This window comes from Edaphobacter sp., assembly GCF_035532915.1.
Lineage (GTDB): Bacteria > Acidobacteriota > Terriglobia > Terriglobales > Acidobacteriaceae > Edaphobacter.
On the sequence record NZ_DATKQC010000223.1, the window covers coordinates 1 to 17,251 of the forward strand.

The window sequence follows — 17,251 nt, forward strand, 5'->3', positions numbered from 1 at the left end:
GGAGACGGAAAACGGCTGGGAAGGGCCGGACGGCGAGCATTTCAAGCACTAATCCTCTTTTTGACTGAATTTGGAGTCCGTCCTACGCTCCCTGCAAGCTGATTCCTCAGCTCCAGGGACGGACTTCGATGTTTGAATCGCCACAACAGGCGCTCGACGCGTTGAGCCGGGTTGGGTATTTTACCGACTCGAAGACGGCCACCACGGTTTATCTGGCCGGAAAGATCAACAAGCCCATCATGCTCGAAGGTCCGGCCGGCGCCGGGAAAACCGAACTGGCGCAGTCGGTGGCGCGGGCAGCCGAGGCGGAACTTCTTCGTTTGCAGTGCTATCAGGGCATCAACGAAGAAAAGGCCATCGGCCAATACGACAAAAGCCTGCAGGAACTCTTTGTTCTGCTGAAGACCAAAGCCGAAGGCGAACACGACTGGGGCCAGATTCGCCGGGATGTCACCAGCCGGGAGTTTTTTCTTGCCGGACCTCTGCTGACCGCCATCGAGCAACCGAAGCGCTGTGTCCTGCTGATCGATGAGATCGACAAGGTCGATTACGCGTTTGAAGCGCTGCTGCTGGAACTGCTTTCGGCATGGACGCTTTCGATTCCGAAGATGGGCACGGTCAAAGCCACGACGATACCTTTTGTCTTCATGACCTCCAATCAGGAGCGGCGGCTCGGCGATCCGCTTCGCCGGCGCAGCTTTTATCTGGTCGTTGAGCATCCGACACCGGAACGGGAGGCGGCAATCGTCAAGAACAAGACGCCCACGGCGAATGCGGCCACGCACCGCTTCATCGCCGGGCTGGCCAAGGCCCTTCGTTCCTTCAATCTCGAAAAGCCACCCAGCATCTCGGAAATGAACGACGTTGCCCAGGCGATGCAACTGCTTCGCCTGGACGAAATTCTGGCGATTCATAAAGACATCATGCTGCCGCTAATGGTGAAGACCGAAGGCGACCTCAAGCGGATGCTGATGAAGCAGGCGTTTGAAGTGATCATCTACACGGCAAAAAAGAACGCCGATGCGATGGAAGCCGAGGAGGTCGCCGACACGCTCGCGGCGCTCGAGGTGACGGCATGAAACAAGCGCTGATCTTTCTCCTCTTGTTTGCCACTGCCTTCGCGCCCGCGGCCGTTGCCGCCCCGAGGTCTCTTCAAACCAGGTCTCCCGAGGCCGTCTATTACGCGAATGCGTATGCGAACCACTATCATCTGCCGCCGGAGCTGGTCGAGGCGATCATTACCCAGGAATCGGGCTGGAACCGGACTGCGGTTTCAAGCAAGGGCGCGCTCGGACTGATGCAGCTGATGCCGGCAACGGCGGCTCGCTTTGGTGTTCAGGATCCCATGTCGATTGAGGACAACATTGGAGGCGGGGTGCGGTATCTGGCCTTTCTCGACCAAATGTTTGATGGCGATCTTCGCATGGTGGTGGCCGCGTACTACTGCGGCGAAGGCCCCATTCTGCACAGTGGACTCGAGTACCACAACGGGGACGTGATCGCCTATGTTTCCTCGGTCGAGAAGCAGTACGAGCGAGAATTTGAGTTTCATCACCCTGACAGCAGGAAAGGAATCCACCCATGAGATACCGCAAGCAAGCTCTTCTGGCCATGGCCATCACCCTGGCCGCAACCACCGCGTTTGGTCAACGGAGCAAGGCCCCAGCCGCCGCCGATTCGGTGGTTGCGGCATCGAACGTCCAGCCGATCGAGAACATCCAGCCGATGGTGTCGGAGGTGACGATCTCGAATCGAGCGGTGACGACCGTCCATCTGCGACCGCTGTTCGAGACCACCATCCGGCTGCCGGATGCGGTGAGTTCGGTGGCGGTTGGCGCTCCCACGCTCTTTAAGGTGGAACACTCGGCCGCGGAGCCACGCCTGGTGTATGTGAAGCCTTCGACCAGACAGCCTTCGGAAAGCAACCTGGTCATCAACATGCAGTCGGGAGAGACGATCAGCATGCGTCTGATCTCGGATGGCAACGCTGCGGTCGATCCGCCGGTCGATTTCGTCGTCAACTACCAGCCTCAGGAGAACTTCTTCATCGGACCAACGGTTTCGACTGCCACACAGCCCCGAGTGAGCCGGACGGGTAAAAACGCCGATCCGCTCGAAACCGCTCTCGACGAACAGGCCCGCGTGGCAACGCCGGATTGGCAGCGAGGCACCACGCTGGAAAAGAAGTCGAAGAAGGGCGCACCGCCACCGATCGAGGGTGCTCTCGGCGAGATTCGGGAATCGCACGGCAAGATGCTGGTTGCCTACTCGGTCCGTAACGATAGCCATCGCTGGATCGAAGTTCTTCCTCCGCAGATCGAACTCAGCAGTCCAGGTAGCCGGGACGAGATGAAGAAAAAAGACAGGAAGCACATCGTGCTCGCCGAACAGGTGCCGATCGACAGCTTCAAGGTCAACGGCCGCAAACTGGCGCCGGGTCAGCGCGCCGATGGGGTGGTGACATTCGAGCGACCCGGATTCAAGCAGAGCCAGGAAAGGATCTTGCTCCAACTCGCTTCCGCCAATTCTGTGGACAAGCCCTTGCTGTTGGCTGTCCCTTTCGTAGCACCCGGCAATTAGCCTCATCCATTTTTCAAGGAGCCCGTTATGTCCACGTCCAATCCGATTCCGAACCAGGAAGAAGAAGCGCTTACTCCCAACTCAAAACAGAATCAGGACGGCTCGTCTCTACCGGCAGTCCATGAGAAACGTCCCTTCGTCATGCTCGGCCGAGCCGGGGGGGCCGGAGGCAAGGACAAGACCACCAGGATGCTGCTGGTTGCGGGAGGCCTGTTGCTGCTGCTGGTGACCTTCTTCGGCTTCATCTCCACCAAGGGGACGAAGAAAAATCTGGCCGCAGGTGAAACAGGGAAACCAAACCTTGGCCGAGTCGTCACTCCACCCGCGCCGGGACAACTTGTGCCGGCGAACAGGATCGTTCCGCAACAGAACACGAACGCAAAAGCGAAAAGGGGAACTCTGGACGCCGAGGACATCGAAAAGACTAGTAGCCCGATGAAGCCGAACCCCGCGATAGCCGGAGCGAATCGAACAGGGTGGAATGAAGCAAACGGCAGGAAGAGTCTGGGCGATGTATCGGAGTTCCATCCACCCAATACCAATCCAGAGCACCTCCGAAACTGGAGTCCGCAGCCCTTCTCCGGAGCGGCTTCGGAAGCATCTTCGGACAACAGCGCGCAGCAGGCGCGGGTGGTGCGGCAGGAGCAGAAGGAATATGCAACGTCTTCGCTGGTCTTCGTTGCGCACGAAAGAAATGGTGTAGCGAACGGGATTTTACGAGGAGGAGTTTATCTGCAACCGGAGGTGGATAATTTCGGTCTGGAGCCCGGCTACCATGTCGCGGCACGGCTGGAGTCGATGGCCAGTACGGCACTCGATACGCCGGTGACCGCCGTCATCGAATACAACTATGAGCGCGATGGAAGAGTGCTGATTCCAGCGGGAGCGCGCGCGGTGGGCAAGGTCACCGAGGCGGATGCCTCGGGAATTATGAATATCGTTTTCCACTCGATCGAGATGCCGAACGGAGAAACGCTTCCCATTTCCGCGATTGGAGCGACGACATCGCTTGAGGCCATCAAAGGACATGTGACCGGGAAGAAGGCCGGCCGCAGCTTTATGGTGCGCTCTCTGGCCGGCCTGGGAGAAGCGGGAGCGATGCTGGTTGGACAAGGCAATATAAATGGAGCGGTGAGTGAATCCGATCTAATTCGGCAGCGCGCCGCCGAGAATATTGGGAACGGAGCCGATGCCCAGGTCATGAACATGATCGTGACCCAACACATTGTTGTCAGTGTGCCGGCAGGTACGGAAATCTATCTCATCTTCACCAAGCCCCAGAGAGTCAATCCCATGACGGCACAGAATATTTCGGTGACGGACAATACCGCGCCATAAGCCTCGGAGCTTTATCGGAACAAACGAACGGCCGGCTTTTGCCGGCCGTTTTGCTTGCGGTTTTTTGGCTGTTTCTTCCCTGTGAGGCCCCGTCCTCATCGGTCGATTGCGCAATTGAGAGAAAGTACACACATCTCTTCATTGCGCAATCGGGAGGAAGTACATACATCTCTTCATTGCGCAATCGAGAGGAAGTACACACATCTCTTCATTGCGTAATTGAGAGAAGCACACACATTCCCTGCTTGCATCTTCAATATGCGGCCCTGCATACGAGGAGTTTCGCACGATAGCCCAGAGTGCGCCCAGGCAATGGCTGGACGTACCGTGCGGCCACTCATCCCATGGGGTGTTGGTTTCCAGGGAAGTTGTTGTCGGCCACGATCAATTTTTCTCTTTCACGATGAGATTGAGCTTGAAAAGAGGTGTTTTTGTGGGGAGACGGGACTTGATCGAGTTTTAGATCGAACTTATGTTTCTCTTGCGGCGGCAAACCCGCCGAGGAGAAACATAATGCTTACACTTCTTCGTCAGACCCAGGCCGCCGTTACACGGAGACTTGGTCGCTACTCGCGGCAACTGATGCTGGGACTCTGTATCTGCTTCATCGGCGCCGCATGCATGGCCCCGGCGGCGGCGGTTGCCCAGAACCTCGGCACGGCTCCCGCCGTCGGACAGGCCGTCCAAGGCGAGACCGCGGCGCAGCCTGAAGGCGCATTTTTGAACGTGGTTAACTGGATCGGCAATGTCATCTGTCCGGTCGGTGCGGGTTTGGCCGTAGTCGGCACCGTCCTTCAGTGGCGCAGTGGCCGCAGCTGGCTGCCGACCGCGATGACGGCGGGCGGTTTGCTGGCTGTCTCCGGCATCACGCGCCTGATTGAATACTTCATTCAAAACGGACAGGCAATTGGGTAAGCCATGACGTCGCCACTGATCTTTCGGGCACTTCTCGGACTCCTCATGACGCTGGCCATCCCGGCCTCGCTGGGCGCATTTGTGCTTGCCGGGATGAAATTGCGCAATGAAGGAGGAGTGAACTATCAGGCCAGTGGCGGCTTCCTGAAATGGCTGTTCTGGGGAGCACTGCTCCTTACCCTTCCCGGCCTCAGCACATGGCTGGTGCAGGAGACGGTCCCGGGAGCCAGCCAGCTCATCATGGCGGGTACATCGACACCCTACACGAACGGCATTAATAAGGTGGCGAACGACTTTGTGGACGACGTTCTGATCAACCACCTGGTCCCAGTCTTCGCGGCCGCGCTCGTCTTCAAGGCGCTACTCGACCAGTCGCAGGGGACCAGCCCTCTGGGTTCGATTGTCGCGGCGATGTTTCTTCTGGGCATTCAGGGCATTTACAACCTCGCCACCGGCAGCTGGATGACCAGCGGAGCCTACAGTACGACCGATCTCCTGATGAATGCCTTCAACTATGCCGCCGACACGCTTAGCCCAATCGTCGGCGGTCTGGCCATCTCGGCCGGAATTCTGGCCTATGTTCAACACAAACCATGGAAAAGCTTTGTTGTAACAGGAATGGGTTTCCTGTGCGCGACCGGATTATGGACGCTGGTCAAGAGCTGGGCAGGAGTCACCCTCCCATGAATGTCCGAAAACTTGCGGGTCGAAATATGAATGCCGGAAAACTAGCGAGCCAAAGCCTCCGGGTGCTGATATTTGGCGGCTTTTTATTGGCCATGGTCCAGGCCGTGTCCGTGGTGCTGCTCAGTCCAGTGCAAAGAATAACCATCCTGATTCTGCTTACGCTGGGATCGATCGCGATGATCCTGGCGGCGTGTGCATGGCTGCTGCGCAAACTCTGGGTGTGGAGCGGCATGTTGTCGGAGCAGATCCTTCCGAAAGCGTTGATGGCCGCCTCCCCGCCGCCGGTGCGGGAGAACGAAGCAAAGGAACAGTCATGAGCTCCGGTTCGTTCTATCAGGGTCTCCTGAGCATGACCAACTGGGTTGGCAATGGCGTCATGCCACTGCTGGCGGGGTTGATGATCGCGATGGGAATCTACAAGTTCTCGCGCGGCGGAGACTTCGAGCGTTACCTCTGGGGCGCGATGGGCGCGCTCTCGATATCTGGTCTGTTGCGCCTGGCGGAAGTTTTCGCCCGGCAGGGATCTGGAACGGCGCAGATGTTCGAGGCGCTGCTGACTCTGACGGACTGGGTGTGCAATGTGATTCTTCCGGTGTATGCCGGCATTGAGGTTGTGCGCGCCGTACTCGGGGTGAGCGGAGTCGGTATACGGCTCAACATTGGTGACGATTGGATGCGGCACGCGGTCGCTGCCTTCGCGGCGCTGAGCTGCTCCGGTTTGCTTCGGCTGCTCGAGCATTTCATTGCCGCGGGAACGGGCGGGGTGGCGTGATGGCACTCAGAACGAGTCCGGTTTCACGGAACCTGGCCTTGAAGGTTACGTTTATGTTTCTCGAAATCGAGGACATGCTGGCTCTTGGATTTGCCTGCGCGGTCGCCATGATCGCCGGGCAGTTCCTGTTCTCAGACAGGTATGTGTTCTCGATCCCGATGAACTGGTTTCTGGTGCTGGTGGTTCTGGGGCTGGGAGTGCCGGCGCTGACGCTGTTCAAGTACGGGAAGCCGAGAAAGTATCTGGCCGACCTTTTTGCCTGGTACAGCAAACCCCATAGCTACTGCGCGCTGGCGAGAGATACCCAGCTCGCCACCGACTATCTGAAGGAGGAAGAGTAATGCCGAAAACCCGGGAACAACAGAGACAGTCGCTCCAGAATCCCGCGCTTTGCGAACTGCTGCCGATTCGCGACTTTCTGGACAACGTGATGGTGCGGACGGATGGCAGCTATGTTGCCGGTGTTCGCGTGTCGGGCGCGCTGACCTACTTTGCCGACGACGATGGTCGCAACGAAACCAAGGAGCTTCTCGAATCGCTGTTCCGGACAGTGCCGGAGCAGAGCATGCGACTCCAGTTTCGCTACGAGGTTGTCGAAGGCTTGCATGGCCTGCTCACCGAATACGAGCAGCATCGCCGCACGGAACAGACGGAAGCTCTTGTGCTCGAACGGCACCGTGTAGGGCAGTGGCGGGAGAAGGAGTCGGAGGGCGAGTACCTGACCAGGCTAGCGGCAATTTATCTGATCTGGAACCCGGAAAAGCATCGTCGCCTGATGACCGCTGCGGGTGGACAGATGCTCAAGAAGGGCGAGAAGAAACCGGGTTTCTCGCTCTCCGTGCGGAAGTCGATCGAGCGGTCGAAGAAAGAACATGTGGACGCGCTGGCGGAGTTCGAATCGATCGTGAATGGTGTCGATTCTTCGCTGAAGCGCGCTGCGATGGGACCGGAGAGGATGACGGACGAGGAGTTGTTTCTCGAAATCAAACGCGCCCTGAACCCCAGCGCGCCGGACACGGCGCGGCTTCGGGACTGCGCTGCCGAGGAGCGCTATATATCGGTCCGAGAGCAGGCGGCGGCGGTCTCGATTCTGGGCGACGCGGAGAACTACATCAATGTGGACGGCGTGCTGTGGAGCTTGATCTCGCTCAAGAGGCCGCCGGACGGAACCTATCCGGGGATACTGCGAAACCTGCTCACGGTCGGCTTTCCGGTTGTTCTCTCGACCCAGGTGAGCATCCCGGACCAGCGGGTGGTGCTCGACAAGTACAAGAAGCGGCTCAGGAAGATGCAGGCGGCACAAATCGATTCCAAAGGCAACCAGCGGGTGGATATCGAAGCCCAGGTGGCCACGCGGGAGTTGATGGATATTCAGGCGGAGATTCTGGCCAGCTCGGTCAAAACGGCCAAGGTAAGTCTGACGATCGCGGTGCGCACATCGCGGCCGGCCTTTACCAGCAGCGAGTATGAGGCCGCGGAACGCGAGCTGGCGAATCGCCGTCAGCAGGTGCTTCACATCGTCTCCCAACTCAACGGGGCGCGCGCCTATGGCGAGTCTCTGGCGCAAAGGCGGCTGTTGATCTCTTCCATGCCGGGCATGGCGGAGGAGGACAGCCGCGATCACGACCTGCTGACCCCGCATGCCGCCGACCTGATCCCAATGGAGATGCCGTGGGCAGGCACGCCACGCTCACCTCTGATGCTGTTTGAGACACCCTACCGTCAGCTCATTCCATTTTCTCCCTTCGATGCGAGTCTCGAAAACGCTAACGCCATCGTGGCCGCTGCTTCCGGGGCCGGCAAGAGTGTGGTTGTGGGCCGCATGCTGCTGACCTGCGGACGGCAGGACGTGCAAGTTTCGATCATCGAGCGCGGAGATTCCTATCTTCCCGCCGTTACCTATATGGGCGGCCAGATGATCACCATGTCGCTCGACAGCCGGGAGACCATCAATCCCTTCGATCTGGAGGCGGAAGAACGCGTTCCGTCGAACGACCATCTTGCGTTCTTGAAAAATCTGACTCGCTTCATGATCGGAGACAGCGGAACGACGGACACGGACCTGCTCGACAATCTGCTGCTGACGGCTATCGCCAAGACCTACGATCGAGCCTCGATGCGTTCTGGAAACACCATTCCCACCTACAGCGATCTCAAGGACGAACTCGAGAACTATCACGATCGGGACAAAAGCGAGATCGTCAACCGGGAAGCGAGGCTGGCGGCGACCAAGTTGCGCGCCTGGGTTGAGAACGGCATGTACGCGCAGCTCTTCGATCGTCCGACTACGATCGATATGTCCGCGCCCTGGCTCTATTTCAATATCGAGCAGCTCAAGGACGATCCCAAACTCGAAACCGCCATGAGCCTGCTGATTGCCTATGCCACCAACAAGCGGGCGATGGGTAAAGGCAACCAGCGCTGCATTACGGTGCTCGATGAGTGCTGGGCCCTGTTGCAATCGCCGAGCCTCGGCCCCGTCGTGGTGCAGCTTTTCCGCACGGCGCGCAAGCGGAATGCCTGTGTCTGGGGGCTTTCGCAGGCGGTCGAGGATTTTACCGGAACCCCGGAAAAGCCGAACGATTTTGGAGGCGCGATTCTAACGACTACCTCCACGAAGCTGATTGGTCGGCAGAAGGGCAACATCGACGTGCTGCGGAAATTTGTGCATTTGAACGAGACGGCCATTCACCGGGTCAAGCACCTGGGAATGACCGAGAAGGGCAAAAAGAGCGAGTTTCTGCTGGTGATTGGGGAGAAGTCGGAGACCACGCATAGCCTCTACATCGTTACTACTCCCATCGAGTACTGGCTGCTGACGACCTTTCCGCGTGAGAAGTGGTATCGGCAATATTGGCTGATCAAGCATTCGCATCTTTCCGCCACGAAAGCCTATGAGCGGCTTGCGCTCGCCTATCCGAATGGCCTCTCGGCGCTCGACGATCTTCCGGAGGAGCGCTCGGGCGAGGTTGTCAACGTGGCGCTCGGTCGCCCGCAGCCCGTCGCCACAGTCTCTGACGAAATTGGAGCACGAGTTCTTCAGGAGGCATGGCGATGAATTTTTCTGTCCTGAAACGAAAAGGAGTGTTGCTCTTGGTGGCTGCGGCGCTCGCGCTGGCGATTCCGCCTACCGCTAAGGCGCTGGGCTTCGATGTTTTCAGCGCGATCGAGTCCACGATCACGGGCGAGATCGGAGGCGCGCTCACGGCCATGAACGGCATCCAGAACTCTCTTCGCCAGGACCAGCAGACGTTGTTGTTCCCAGTCGCCTTGATCAACCAGGCGCACAGCTATGTCATCACCATCATGGGCAGCTATCGCGGCTGGATGTCTGGAGTGTTTCGGTTGCCGGTGAACAGCGCGCAACTCACAGCAAATCAAAACCTCGAACATGCTTTCTTGAGTGGGTCGAGCGCCTCGCTTGGAAACATGAACGCTCTGTACACCGCTTCCTTCGGCGCGCTGCCCACGGCCACCGCGGCCCCCAAGGCCCATCGGCAAATGATGGACATGAATGACGCCCTGGCAAAAGACGCGCTGGCGCGCTCGGTGGCCGCGGACCAGGCAACCACCAGCCTGATCCAGATGGCCAATCAGATCGAAAACGAGACGGCCACGACCGCGCCGGGAACGGCGGATATGTTGTCGGCGACCGCCCGGGCGGCCGAGCTTGAAAGTCTCGCCGCCCAACACCGGCTGCTGGCTTCGATGTTGCGGGAAGAAGCCGCCAACCTGGCCTACCGGAATGGACTGCGAAAACAGAGGGTGATCGAGGCGCTACAGGTGAACAGCAATCTCAAAGAGACAGTCGCGGCCCCGTAATCGAGAGGAGAAAGAAGATGGAAGGGAAACGAACAATCTGGAGGAGGCTGGCTCCCCGCGCGGGATGGCTCTGTGCCGCGGCGATGTTTGTGGGCTTTGTTGTTCCACCGCAGGCGCACGCGCAATTTGGTGTGGACATCGCCGTCATTCTCGCCGGCTTGCAGAAGATTTCCACCTTGCTGACCAGCAGCGTCGCATCGCCGCTCAAGCAGATTCAGTCCGTGGAGCAGGATGAGCAGAAATTCCGGCAAACGGTGATGTATCCCCTGCAGGCCATCAATCAAGCGAAAGCGTTGTCGGCCAGCTTTACCGCGCCGATGCGGAATATGCAATCGCTGCTGAACCTCAACTTCTCCAGCGCTACCTTGCCGGCGCCGCAGCAGCTCGAACAGGAGATGCTGTCGGGAAATCCCAACAACATCGGTTCGTTCGGAAGAAGCTATACCCAGGTCTATGGAGCCCTGCCGGCGCAGACATCCGCTCCCCAGAACGTCCGCAACACCATCGATATGACCGACGCCGAGGCCGAGGACGCCATGAAGAAGGCGATCGAGCTCGATGCACTGGCGACGCGGGAGTTGGAGGTCGCGCAATCGCTGAATCAGCAGATTCAGGCGGGAGCGCCCGGAACCGCTTCCATTCTCGAAGCCGAAGGTTCGGCGTGGGTGCTGCAGGGCAACGCCTACACCCAGTCCGCCCTGGCCGAGTTGCTCCGCGTGAGGACAGCGGAGCTTTCGGATGAAGGAGCCGCCATGAAGAGTTCGACCACGCAGGCCCAACAACTCAACCAGAACCTCGATGGCATTCTTACCCCGCACGAATAGGACGCTTTTATGGACCCGGCGATCTTCGAATTTCAAACCATGATGACGACAGTGCTGGCCGGAATGGCGGGGAGGATGATTCCCGCGATCCAGAATGTGGCCTACATCCTGATGGTCATCGCTCTTCTGGCCGGGATCTATGAGGCCTACGCCAAGGGCGGCGATACCCGGCAGCTGGTTGCGACGCTGTTCAAGTACGTCGTCGTCGCCTTCATCGTGGGGAACTGGACCACTTTCTTCTATGACGTGATGAACGGCTTCAACAGCATCGCCCAGTACATCGATAACTCCTATGGAGGCTGGGACCTGGCGAAAAGCTGGGCGCAGCAACTAGCCAATAATTGGCAAGGAAATGGGTACAACTCTATCTGGCAGATCATCACCAATGGCGGCGCCGCCATTGTCAACTCTCTTGAGATTGCGATTGCCTATTTGATTTTTCCGCTCGCGGTCCAGATCTTCACCCTGATCTATATCTTCTGGGGGGCGGTGCTCTTCGCCATGGGTCCGCTGGTGATCGCCGTTGCGCCCAGCAGGTTGGTGAATTCGATTGCAAAGTTTTATGCGCAAAACCTGGTGGTGTGGAATTGCTGGCCGATCGTGTATGCGATCTTTGCCTGCCTGATTTCGGCGGTCAACGGTAAGGACATGACAACAAGCCCGTTTTTCGCCACTAACGTCGCCGACGCGCAGACCCAGGTGTGGATCGGGTTGACCAGCATTCTCTATGCGCTGTGTCTGCTACTGATTCCGGTGATTGCGTACTTTGTCCTGAAGGGCGAGTTCGGCGGTGTGGCCGGCGCCCTTCTGGGCTTGGTCGCTACCGTCAACCAGGGAGCGCGCCTTGCCAGCAACGTGGGGGGCGGCATGACGAGATCGACAAGCAGCAATCAAAACCAGCAGGGTGGCCTGGGTAGCGGTCCTTATCGGAACCTGAGTACCCCTCCGCCAAATACACCGCCCCGCCAGACAACAATTTAGAGCAACACCGCCCCAAGCGTTTCAGAGGAGGAAGCCGTGCCAAAGGAAAAGAAGGCAGCAAGAGAGCCAAAGTTTTATGAGATGGATGGCGCGCTGCGCGCCTACTCTAATCGTTCGCTGGTCCTTGCCGGAGTGATGGGGCTGACGGCCCTGGTGGCGGTGATCGGCTTTCTCTTCGTCCGGATCCAACCGCCAACCGTGATCCGTGTCAACCGCCAGGGAGTGGCGCAGGTTGTCAGTCCCTATGGTGCTCGCAGAAGCTTTCTGCCCGCCGTGTTTGCGGCGGCGAACAACCCGGGACCCGATGAGTACGAAAAGCAGGCGTTCATCCGCGAGTTTCTCGGCGACTATCTCACCTACGATCCACACACTCTGGGCCAGAACTGGGCCGACGCGCTGAACATGATGACCAGCAATTTGCGGCAGACGGCCATGCAACAGCTCGAAAGAAACAATACGGTCGGCAAGCTCGAGAACGAGCAGGCCATGTCCACGCTGGAGCTGAGCAGTCTTGAAACCTCGAAGGATGCCCCGCTCACCTATGAACTCTTTGGTGTGCGCACGGTGCACCACATGGTGAACGACCACGAGATCATCGACCAGTTGGTGGAACAGTATTATGTGCGCCTGATCGAGGTGGCGCGGTCGGTCAACAATCCCGACGGCCTGCTGATCGGCGCGTACTGGTCAAAACAGATTGAAGGCGAGAAGCGGGAGGCGGTTCTCGAAGGAACGCCCGGATCGGAAGACGGTTCTGCAATCCAGAATTCAATTCAGGATCAAGGAGGAGAAACACAGCAATGAGTACAGCCACGGTAAGCAATCTGGTCGAAGTGCCGGCGGTCGAAAAGCCGTCCCGGCGAGGGCGAAAGCCGCACGAGAAAGAGGGGCCTCAAGTCGCGCGGTTCTTCATGGGGGATGCAGACGATGAAAGCATCTCGCTCCAGCGGGAATTCAAGAGTGAGGCCGAGGCTCAACTCGAATCGTTGAAACTAGATCGGCCCTACTACACGGTCGAATCGTGGAAAGCGGTAGCCGATTTGAGCAATGGCAGTATCGCTATTGAGAAACGCGCTGTCAGCAGCAGGACGTGATCGCAGCCAGCGGACAAGTTCAGAAAAATCGTCTCGTTTAGCGTTGGCTATCGTTTCGGTTCTCTGAGCCACCCTGCGGGCCTCACTCGCAAGGATTTGTCCCGCTGACCCGGCTGCTCGAAAAGCCTGGTTGGTCCCTCGAACAGGACGGGAAAGACCAGGCAAAGCCGGAGATGCGGTCCGTCTCGAACGGTTTTGACGGTCTCTTCGCGTGCCGCAACCACAAGCACAAAGGAGACTCACAATGCACAGGATGGAAGGGAATCGAATCGCGATGTTGGACATACAGAAAAACGGCAGTATCGTCGAACGGATCCCCGGCGTAGGCCAGGATTCGACGACGGAGAACACGCTGCTCGGAAAGCTGTATCCCGACGCCAAAATAGCGATTGTCAGCGTACCGGCAGAGACTCTCGATGATTTCGAGGAAGCCACTGTCGCTCGCACACTCACCGGTCTTCGCCACAACGGCGTTCACTTGAAGATGGTCGGAGCCTCGGGTTCGGCCAAAAATGGCAAGTACTACTTCTCGGATGCCGCTCACGAGCCCTTGCTCGCGAAACGCTTCGAGATGTGGCCGGAAGCCGCGATCACCTATTTCGGCATTCTTGTGTCCGGATTGAAATCCGTTCACGAGATGGCCGCGAAGACCGTGTTCGTTGTTCCCGACCTGAAGCTGGGTACCAACGATTGCCGGGGATGGATCAGAAGAAGTCTTTTCCTGGAACTCGGTCTTCCGGAAGGATACTTCTATCAGTTCCGTCTGGCATTTGAAAATACCCAGGCAAAGGGCAGTTTCAAGGTGATGGCCGACGATGTTGCAGATGCGGTTGGCTGCGACATCATCGTTCCTGAAAGCTCGGTCAAACCGGGCCTGAAGAAACAGTCTGTTGTCAGGACTTTCTTCGGTGCGGATGTACGCGCTTTTCATGGCTCGATCGTTCTCGGCATCCGGGAAATCTCCCGGCCGCTGACATTCGAATCAAGCTATACGGTGCTGCAACACGCTCCTGTCGATGCGATCGCTACCGAGATTGTGCCGCAGGCGCGTGAAAAGATCGATGCTCTCAAAGCTGCATGGCGGGAGCGCAATCATCAGGTACTGGTTGAGATGATTGGCTCTTCAGTATCCTCCGGCGATTCCGACAAAGAAGAGTTTCAACGGATCGTGGAAGCGACGCTGCTGGCTGACGGAAGTGGGGAGCTTACCCGGCATCCTTACATCCACCGTCAGCTTGATCGCCTGCTGGCACGCTGGGCCTACAAGCTGATGACTGGAGGCGGTCTCGATTTGCCCGCGTTCGCGCTGGCCGACGATGGCGTTCTCTATCTCAACAGCGGCAAGGTCATGTCCGCGGCGGATTGGATGCCACGCGACAGAGCCATTACCTCAAGCACTTCGGAGCGGAGCTTGTGCGTGCGTTACCCCGTGCGCATGAAGGAGGACCTGCTGCCCATGGTCCATCTCGGTCTCGAAGAAACGGCCACGCTGCTTGCCCATGACCAGAATCTCTCCATCGACGATGCCCGGCAGATTACATCGGCACAGTTGACTCTGACAGGCACTTATACCCTGCATTCGGAGACCGCCAAGCTGAATGGCGGCGACTTCGATTTTGACTGGGTATGCGTGATCGAAAGCGAACGCTTTCCGCTGTTTGTCGCGGACCGATTCGCCATGAACGACGCACATGAGGTCAGGAAGACGAAGCACGAACGTGTGAAGTCTCCCTGGTTCAACCTCGAGTTCGTTGCCTTGAAGTCGCGGGGCAATCAGATCGGCGTCATTACCGACCTGATGAGTTCCTGCGTCGCTCTGGCTCGCCACGATCTGCTCTACGATCTGGTTGCCGAGTTGCAGAAAGAGATTGACTCGCTGAAGCACAATGTACGGGCGGATCACGCCAAGCTGCATGCCATACGGACGGAAGTCGGTTCCGCGCCCTGGCTTTCTCTCAAGAATGCCAGGACCGTTTCTGAGCTTCCAATGAGCCTTGAGATCCACAACACTGACCGCATCGGAAATCTCTACAACGTGCTTCGCAAGGACATCGCGGACTTGTTGGAGAAGCCTTTTCCGGTCGAGCAGTTTCGGGGCCTGATCACCGGCGGGGACGTCTCGGAAGAGATGTTTCAGGAAGTACGCATGGTGAACACCGTTTATGCGGCGGGTCATGGCATCATTCAAACCGCTTTCAACCAGGCTAAGAAAGCACGCGATCGAGCGCGTGATCAGGTGAAGGTCGCCATCGAATCCGGCGACCAGAACTCGATCAAGCATTCGAAGCGGGAATTGGCGAAAGCAAATGCCAGCTTCCGCCGCGCGGAAGAATCCACACGGACCCAGTCTCGCTCTCTCCAGTCCATCATCGGCTACTGGGGGCAGGGGAAGCGGGAAAACCGTGAGGGTTGGTGCGCTGCTCTCAACGCTGTAGTTTCACGCGGGAAGGGAATGGGCTCCATTCTGTTTCACGCGTTTCCTCAAGAGGTGGTCAACGCTGTCGCCGAAAGGACCGGGGGAAAGAAGACCACGGTCCAGGTGAAAGACAAGGAAGGCGCCGTCATCCTTCAGGACGGTTCTTTCTTCTTCGTTCGCGGTACCCATAAGAGCTTCCTCTTCCGGTTGGACCCGAAGACGGGCTCTCTTGTGTACACCGGCCAATAGCCAACGCCATCTCGTATGGGATGGATCGAAACCGAGACCCTCAAACGAGGGAGATCTACCAGTTCCACTCTCTGGTGACTTCCTCGAAAAGGGGTCGCCAGGCGTGGAAAGGGAGGAGAGAAAACATTGCGAATTCTTTTCTGGCGCGTGGAACGGCTGTCCACTCATTCCGATCAAACGCGGGTCCGCATCGATATCGAGCGGCACCCCCAAGCCTACTTTTATAAATGGATCGTAGCCGATCCAAAAAGCAGGCGGTTGAACAAACGCGAGCTGCACGAGCTCGACATGCGGGTCGCCAAGTACGTAGCGACCCTGAACGACAACGCTCCGCAACAAAGGGAGCACAGAACGGTGTGCGCGACCCTTTAAGGAAGCGGGGCACCATCATCAGTTGAGGGGGAGGTCTTCATGACTCTCCCCGCTGATGTCGAGAGGACACTCCGAGAGGGCACATCATGTTGAAGTCGACGATAGCAGTCCTGATTCTCGCGGCCGGGAGCGTTGCTTCGGCGCAGACCATCTCACACGAGGTGATCAACCCCAATGTTGTCACCCGGGTGGCAACCGCACTTAACCACATTAGTCTCATCGAATTTCCTGAACCAATCATCCGCGCGGCGGTTGGCAGCGATGACGTTCGCATCGAGTGGCAAGGCAATACTCTGGCGCTGAAGCCTGTAGCCAGGGGTCAATCTACCAACCTCTTCGTCTGGACCGCGCATACCCAGACAAGCTACGAAATTCTTCCCCCCGGCGCCGTTACCGAGGCTTCGTTTGTGATCGATCAGACGATGGCCGCCCCCGCCCCCGCCCCCGCCCCCGCCCCCTCTGAAACCGCGCAGGCCCGAAGCCACGCGGCAAAGATCAGAAAATCCGAGATGCAGAAGGCGGCCGCCGCCCTCATCGCGCGGACTATGCTCAAAAGCTCCCCTGTGTATAGCCGCGACGTGAAGGATTCGAACGATCACGTCAACGTGCGCATCACCGAGGTCGTTCGGGACAAGGATGTGCTGTATGTCCGCTATACGGTCTCAAATCCCAGCCAGCATCCGTACCGGTTGAGCGCCCCGTCCGTCTTTGAGATGGTTCCCAAACCCGGTAGCGTCGTGCTCAGTTCTCTCAAGGACATCGAGATCCCCGCAAAAAAGCTATCGAAGTACGAGACTGAGAGCACCAGCACCATGATCGTGCGGGAGGCGCGGATCAGCAGACGGAACGTGAATCCGGGGCAGACCGCCAATGGCGTTCTGTGCTTCGAGGCCAGCGTCGGCAAGCCCCAGCTCTATCGCTTCGTCTTCGCCAACGATCAGTCGCATCCCGTCGATGCGGCGGCGGTGCTCTGATGGAGTCGAGCCAACGCCTCACTGCGAAGGAGGCGCAACGGCGCCTCCTTTTCTCATACCGCGAAGGAAATGCCGGCGGATTTCTGGAGTTCATGAAGCGCCCCTTCCTCAATCCCATCGAGCAGCGCGACGAAAAGAACCGGCGCAAGCTGCATCCCCTGTTCGCGACCGGGATGATTCTGCTGGCTGTCGCCGTAGCCGCGGCCTTTTACTTCCGTCACTGAGGT

General features: G+C 58.2%; 19 protein-coding genes. All 19 read left to right on the forward strand.

The window, feature by feature from the left end; translation table 11 throughout:
• Positions 1–128: 128 nt before the first annotated feature.
• Positions 129–1,079, forward strand: a complete 951-nt coding sequence (locus VMU57_RS10685) for a MoxR family ATPase (protein ID WP_325383229.1) — start codon at positions 129–131, stop codon at positions 1,077–1,079.
• Positions 1,076–1,585: a lytic transglycosylase domain-containing protein gene (locus VMU57_RS10690; RefSeq protein WP_325383232.1), complete on the forward strand. Its 510-nt coding sequence runs from the start codon at positions 1,076–1,078 to the stop codon at positions 1,583–1,585. The genes VMU57_RS10685 and VMU57_RS10690 overlap by 4 nt, the downstream gene beginning before the upstream one ends.
• A complete protein-coding gene (locus VMU57_RS10695; protein WP_325383234.1) occupies positions 1,582–2,580 on the forward strand; it encodes a hypothetical protein in 999 nt (332 codons plus the stop codon). The genes VMU57_RS10690 and VMU57_RS10695 overlap by 4 nt, the downstream gene beginning before the upstream one ends.
• A 27-nt stretch (positions 2,581–2,607) precedes the next feature.
• A complete protein-coding gene (locus VMU57_RS10700) occupies positions 2,608–3,918 on the forward strand; it encodes a TrbI/VirB10 family protein (RefSeq protein ID WP_325383236.1) in 1,311 nt (436 codons plus the stop codon).
• Between the two features lie 513 nt (positions 3,919–4,431).
• Entirely contained in the window at positions 4,432–4,833 is a 402-nt protein-coding gene (locus VMU57_RS10705; protein ID WP_325383238.1) for a hypothetical protein, read from the forward strand.
• Positions 4,834–4,836: 3 nt separating this feature from the next.
• Positions 4,837–5,520: a hypothetical protein gene (locus VMU57_RS10710; protein WP_325383240.1), complete on the forward strand. Its 684-nt coding sequence runs from the start codon at positions 4,837–4,839 to the stop codon at positions 5,518–5,520.
• Between the two features lie 26 nt (positions 5,521–5,546).
• Entirely contained in the window at positions 5,547–5,837 is a 291-nt protein-coding gene (locus VMU57_RS10715; RefSeq protein ID WP_325383242.1) for a hypothetical protein, read from the forward strand.
• Positions 5,834–6,292: a hypothetical protein gene (locus tag VMU57_RS10720; RefSeq protein WP_325383244.1), complete on the forward strand. Its 459-nt coding sequence runs from the start codon at positions 5,834–5,836 to the stop codon at positions 6,290–6,292. The genes VMU57_RS10715 and VMU57_RS10720 overlap by 4 nt, the downstream gene beginning before the upstream one ends.
• A 53-nt stretch (positions 6,293–6,345) precedes the next feature.
• Entirely contained in the window at positions 6,346–6,633 is a 288-nt protein-coding gene (locus VMU57_RS10725) for a hypothetical protein (RefSeq protein WP_325383246.1), read from the forward strand.
• A complete protein-coding gene (locus VMU57_RS10730; protein ID WP_325383247.1) occupies positions 6,633–9,350 on the forward strand; it encodes a hypothetical protein in 2,718 nt (905 codons plus the stop codon). Before VMU57_RS10725 ends, VMU57_RS10730 begins: the two co-directional genes overlap by 1 nt.
• Positions 9,347–10,114 (forward strand): hypothetical protein, encoded by a 768-nt coding sequence (locus tag VMU57_RS10735; protein WP_325383248.1) that lies wholly within the window; start codon positions 9,347–9,349, stop codon positions 10,112–10,114. Before VMU57_RS10730 ends, VMU57_RS10735 begins: the two co-directional genes overlap by 4 nt.
• A gap of 17 nt (positions 10,115–10,131) precedes the next feature.
• Positions 10,132–10,938 carry a hypothetical protein gene (locus tag VMU57_RS10740; protein ID WP_325383249.1) on the forward strand — a complete coding sequence of 269 codons (807 nt, stop codon included), beginning with the start codon at positions 10,132–10,134 and terminating at the stop codon, positions 10,936–10,938.
• A gap of 9 nt (positions 10,939–10,947) precedes the next feature.
• The gene (locus VMU57_RS10745; RefSeq protein ID WP_325383251.1) at positions 10,948–11,919 is read left to right on the forward strand and encodes a hypothetical protein; all 972 of its coding nucleotides are present in this window, start codon (positions 10,948–10,950) and stop codon (positions 11,917–11,919) included.
• A 36-nt stretch (positions 11,920–11,955) separates the two neighbouring features.
• Positions 11,956–12,723 carry a VirB8/TrbF family protein gene (locus tag VMU57_RS10750; RefSeq protein WP_325383253.1) on the forward strand — a complete coding sequence of 256 codons (768 nt, stop codon included), beginning with the start codon at positions 11,956–11,958 and terminating at the stop codon, positions 12,721–12,723.
• Positions 12,720–13,013 (forward strand): hypothetical protein, encoded by a 294-nt coding sequence (locus VMU57_RS10755; protein WP_325383255.1) that lies wholly within the window; start codon positions 12,720–12,722, stop codon positions 13,011–13,013. Before VMU57_RS10750 ends, VMU57_RS10755 begins: the two co-directional genes overlap by 4 nt.
• A 244-nt stretch (positions 13,014–13,257) precedes the next feature.
• Positions 13,258–15,678, forward strand: coding sequence for a hypothetical protein (locus tag VMU57_RS10760; protein WP_325383257.1), 2,421 nt, complete (start codon positions 13,258–13,260; stop codon positions 15,676–15,678).
• 126 nt (positions 15,679–15,804) lie between these two features.
• Positions 15,805–16,050, forward strand: coding sequence for a hypothetical protein (locus VMU57_RS10765; RefSeq protein WP_325383259.1), 246 nt, complete (start codon positions 15,805–15,807; stop codon positions 16,048–16,050).
• 86 nt (positions 16,051–16,136) lie between these two features.
• Positions 16,137–17,024, forward strand: a complete 888-nt coding sequence (locus tag VMU57_RS10770) for a hypothetical protein (protein ID WP_325383261.1) — start codon at positions 16,137–16,139, stop codon at positions 17,022–17,024.
• A complete protein-coding gene (locus VMU57_RS10775; protein WP_325383263.1) occupies positions 17,024–17,248 on the forward strand; it encodes a hypothetical protein in 225 nt (74 codons plus the stop codon). Before VMU57_RS10770 ends, VMU57_RS10775 begins: the two co-directional genes overlap by 1 nt.
• The last annotated feature ends 3 nt before the right edge of the window (positions 17,249–17,251 follow it).

Bases quoted from the DNA above. Each gene is read 5' to 3' on its own strand.
- VMU57_RS10775 (WP_325383263.1), top strand. From the start codon at position 17,024: ATGGAGTCGAGCCAACGCCTCACTGCGAAGGAGGCGCAACGGCGCCTC.
- VMU57_RS10725 (WP_325383246.1), top strand. From the start codon at position 6,346: ATGTTTCTCGAAATCGAGGACATGCTGGCTCTTGGATTTGCCTGCGCG.
- VMU57_RS10745 (WP_325383251.1), top strand. From the start codon at position 10,948: ATGGACCCGGCGATCTTCGAATTTCAAACCATGATGACGACAGTGCTG.
- VMU57_RS10735 (WP_325383248.1), top strand. From the start codon at position 9,347: ATGAATTTTTCTGTCCTGAAACGAAAAGGAGTGTTGCTCTTGGTGGCT.
- VMU57_RS10710 (WP_325383240.1), top strand. From the start codon at position 4,837: ATGACGTCGCCACTGATCTTTCGGGCACTTCTCGGACTCCTCATGACG.
- VMU57_RS10685 (WP_325383229.1), top strand. From the start codon at position 129: ATGTTTGAATCGCCACAACAGGCGCTCGACGCGTTGAGCCGGGTTGGG.
- VMU57_RS10695 (WP_325383234.1), top strand. From the start codon at position 1,582: ATGAGATACCGCAAGCAAGCTCTTCTGGCCATGGCCATCACCCTGGCC.
- VMU57_RS10700 (WP_325383236.1), top strand. From the start codon at position 2,608: ATGTCCACGTCCAATCCGATTCCGAACCAGGAAGAAGAAGCGCTTACT.
- VMU57_RS10755 (WP_325383255.1), top strand. From the start codon at position 12,720: ATGAGTACAGCCACGGTAAGCAATCTGGTCGAAGTGCCGGCGGTCGAA.
- VMU57_RS10705 (WP_325383238.1), top strand. From the start codon at position 4,432: ATGCTTACACTTCTTCGTCAGACCCAGGCCGCCGTTACACGGAGACTT.
- VMU57_RS10720 (WP_325383244.1), top strand. From the start codon at position 5,834: ATGAGCTCCGGTTCGTTCTATCAGGGTCTCCTGAGCATGACCAACTGG.
- VMU57_RS10770 (WP_325383261.1), top strand. From the start codon at position 16,137: ATGTTGAAGTCGACGATAGCAGTCCTGATTCTCGCGGCCGGGAGCGTT.
- VMU57_RS10760 (WP_325383257.1), top strand. From the start codon at position 13,258: ATGCACAGGATGGAAGGGAATCGAATCGCGATGTTGGACATACAGAAA.
- VMU57_RS10740 (WP_325383249.1), top strand. From the start codon at position 10,132: ATGGAAGGGAAACGAACAATCTGGAGGAGGCTGGCTCCCCGCGCGGGA.
- VMU57_RS10690 (WP_325383232.1), top strand. From the start codon at position 1,076: ATGAAACAAGCGCTGATCTTTCTCCTCTTGTTTGCCACTGCCTTCGCG.
- VMU57_RS10730 (WP_325383247.1), top strand. From the start codon at position 6,633: ATGCCGAAAACCCGGGAACAACAGAGACAGTCGCTCCAGAATCCCGCG.
- VMU57_RS10715 (WP_325383242.1), top strand. From the start codon at position 5,547: ATGAATGCCGGAAAACTAGCGAGCCAAAGCCTCCGGGTGCTGATATTT.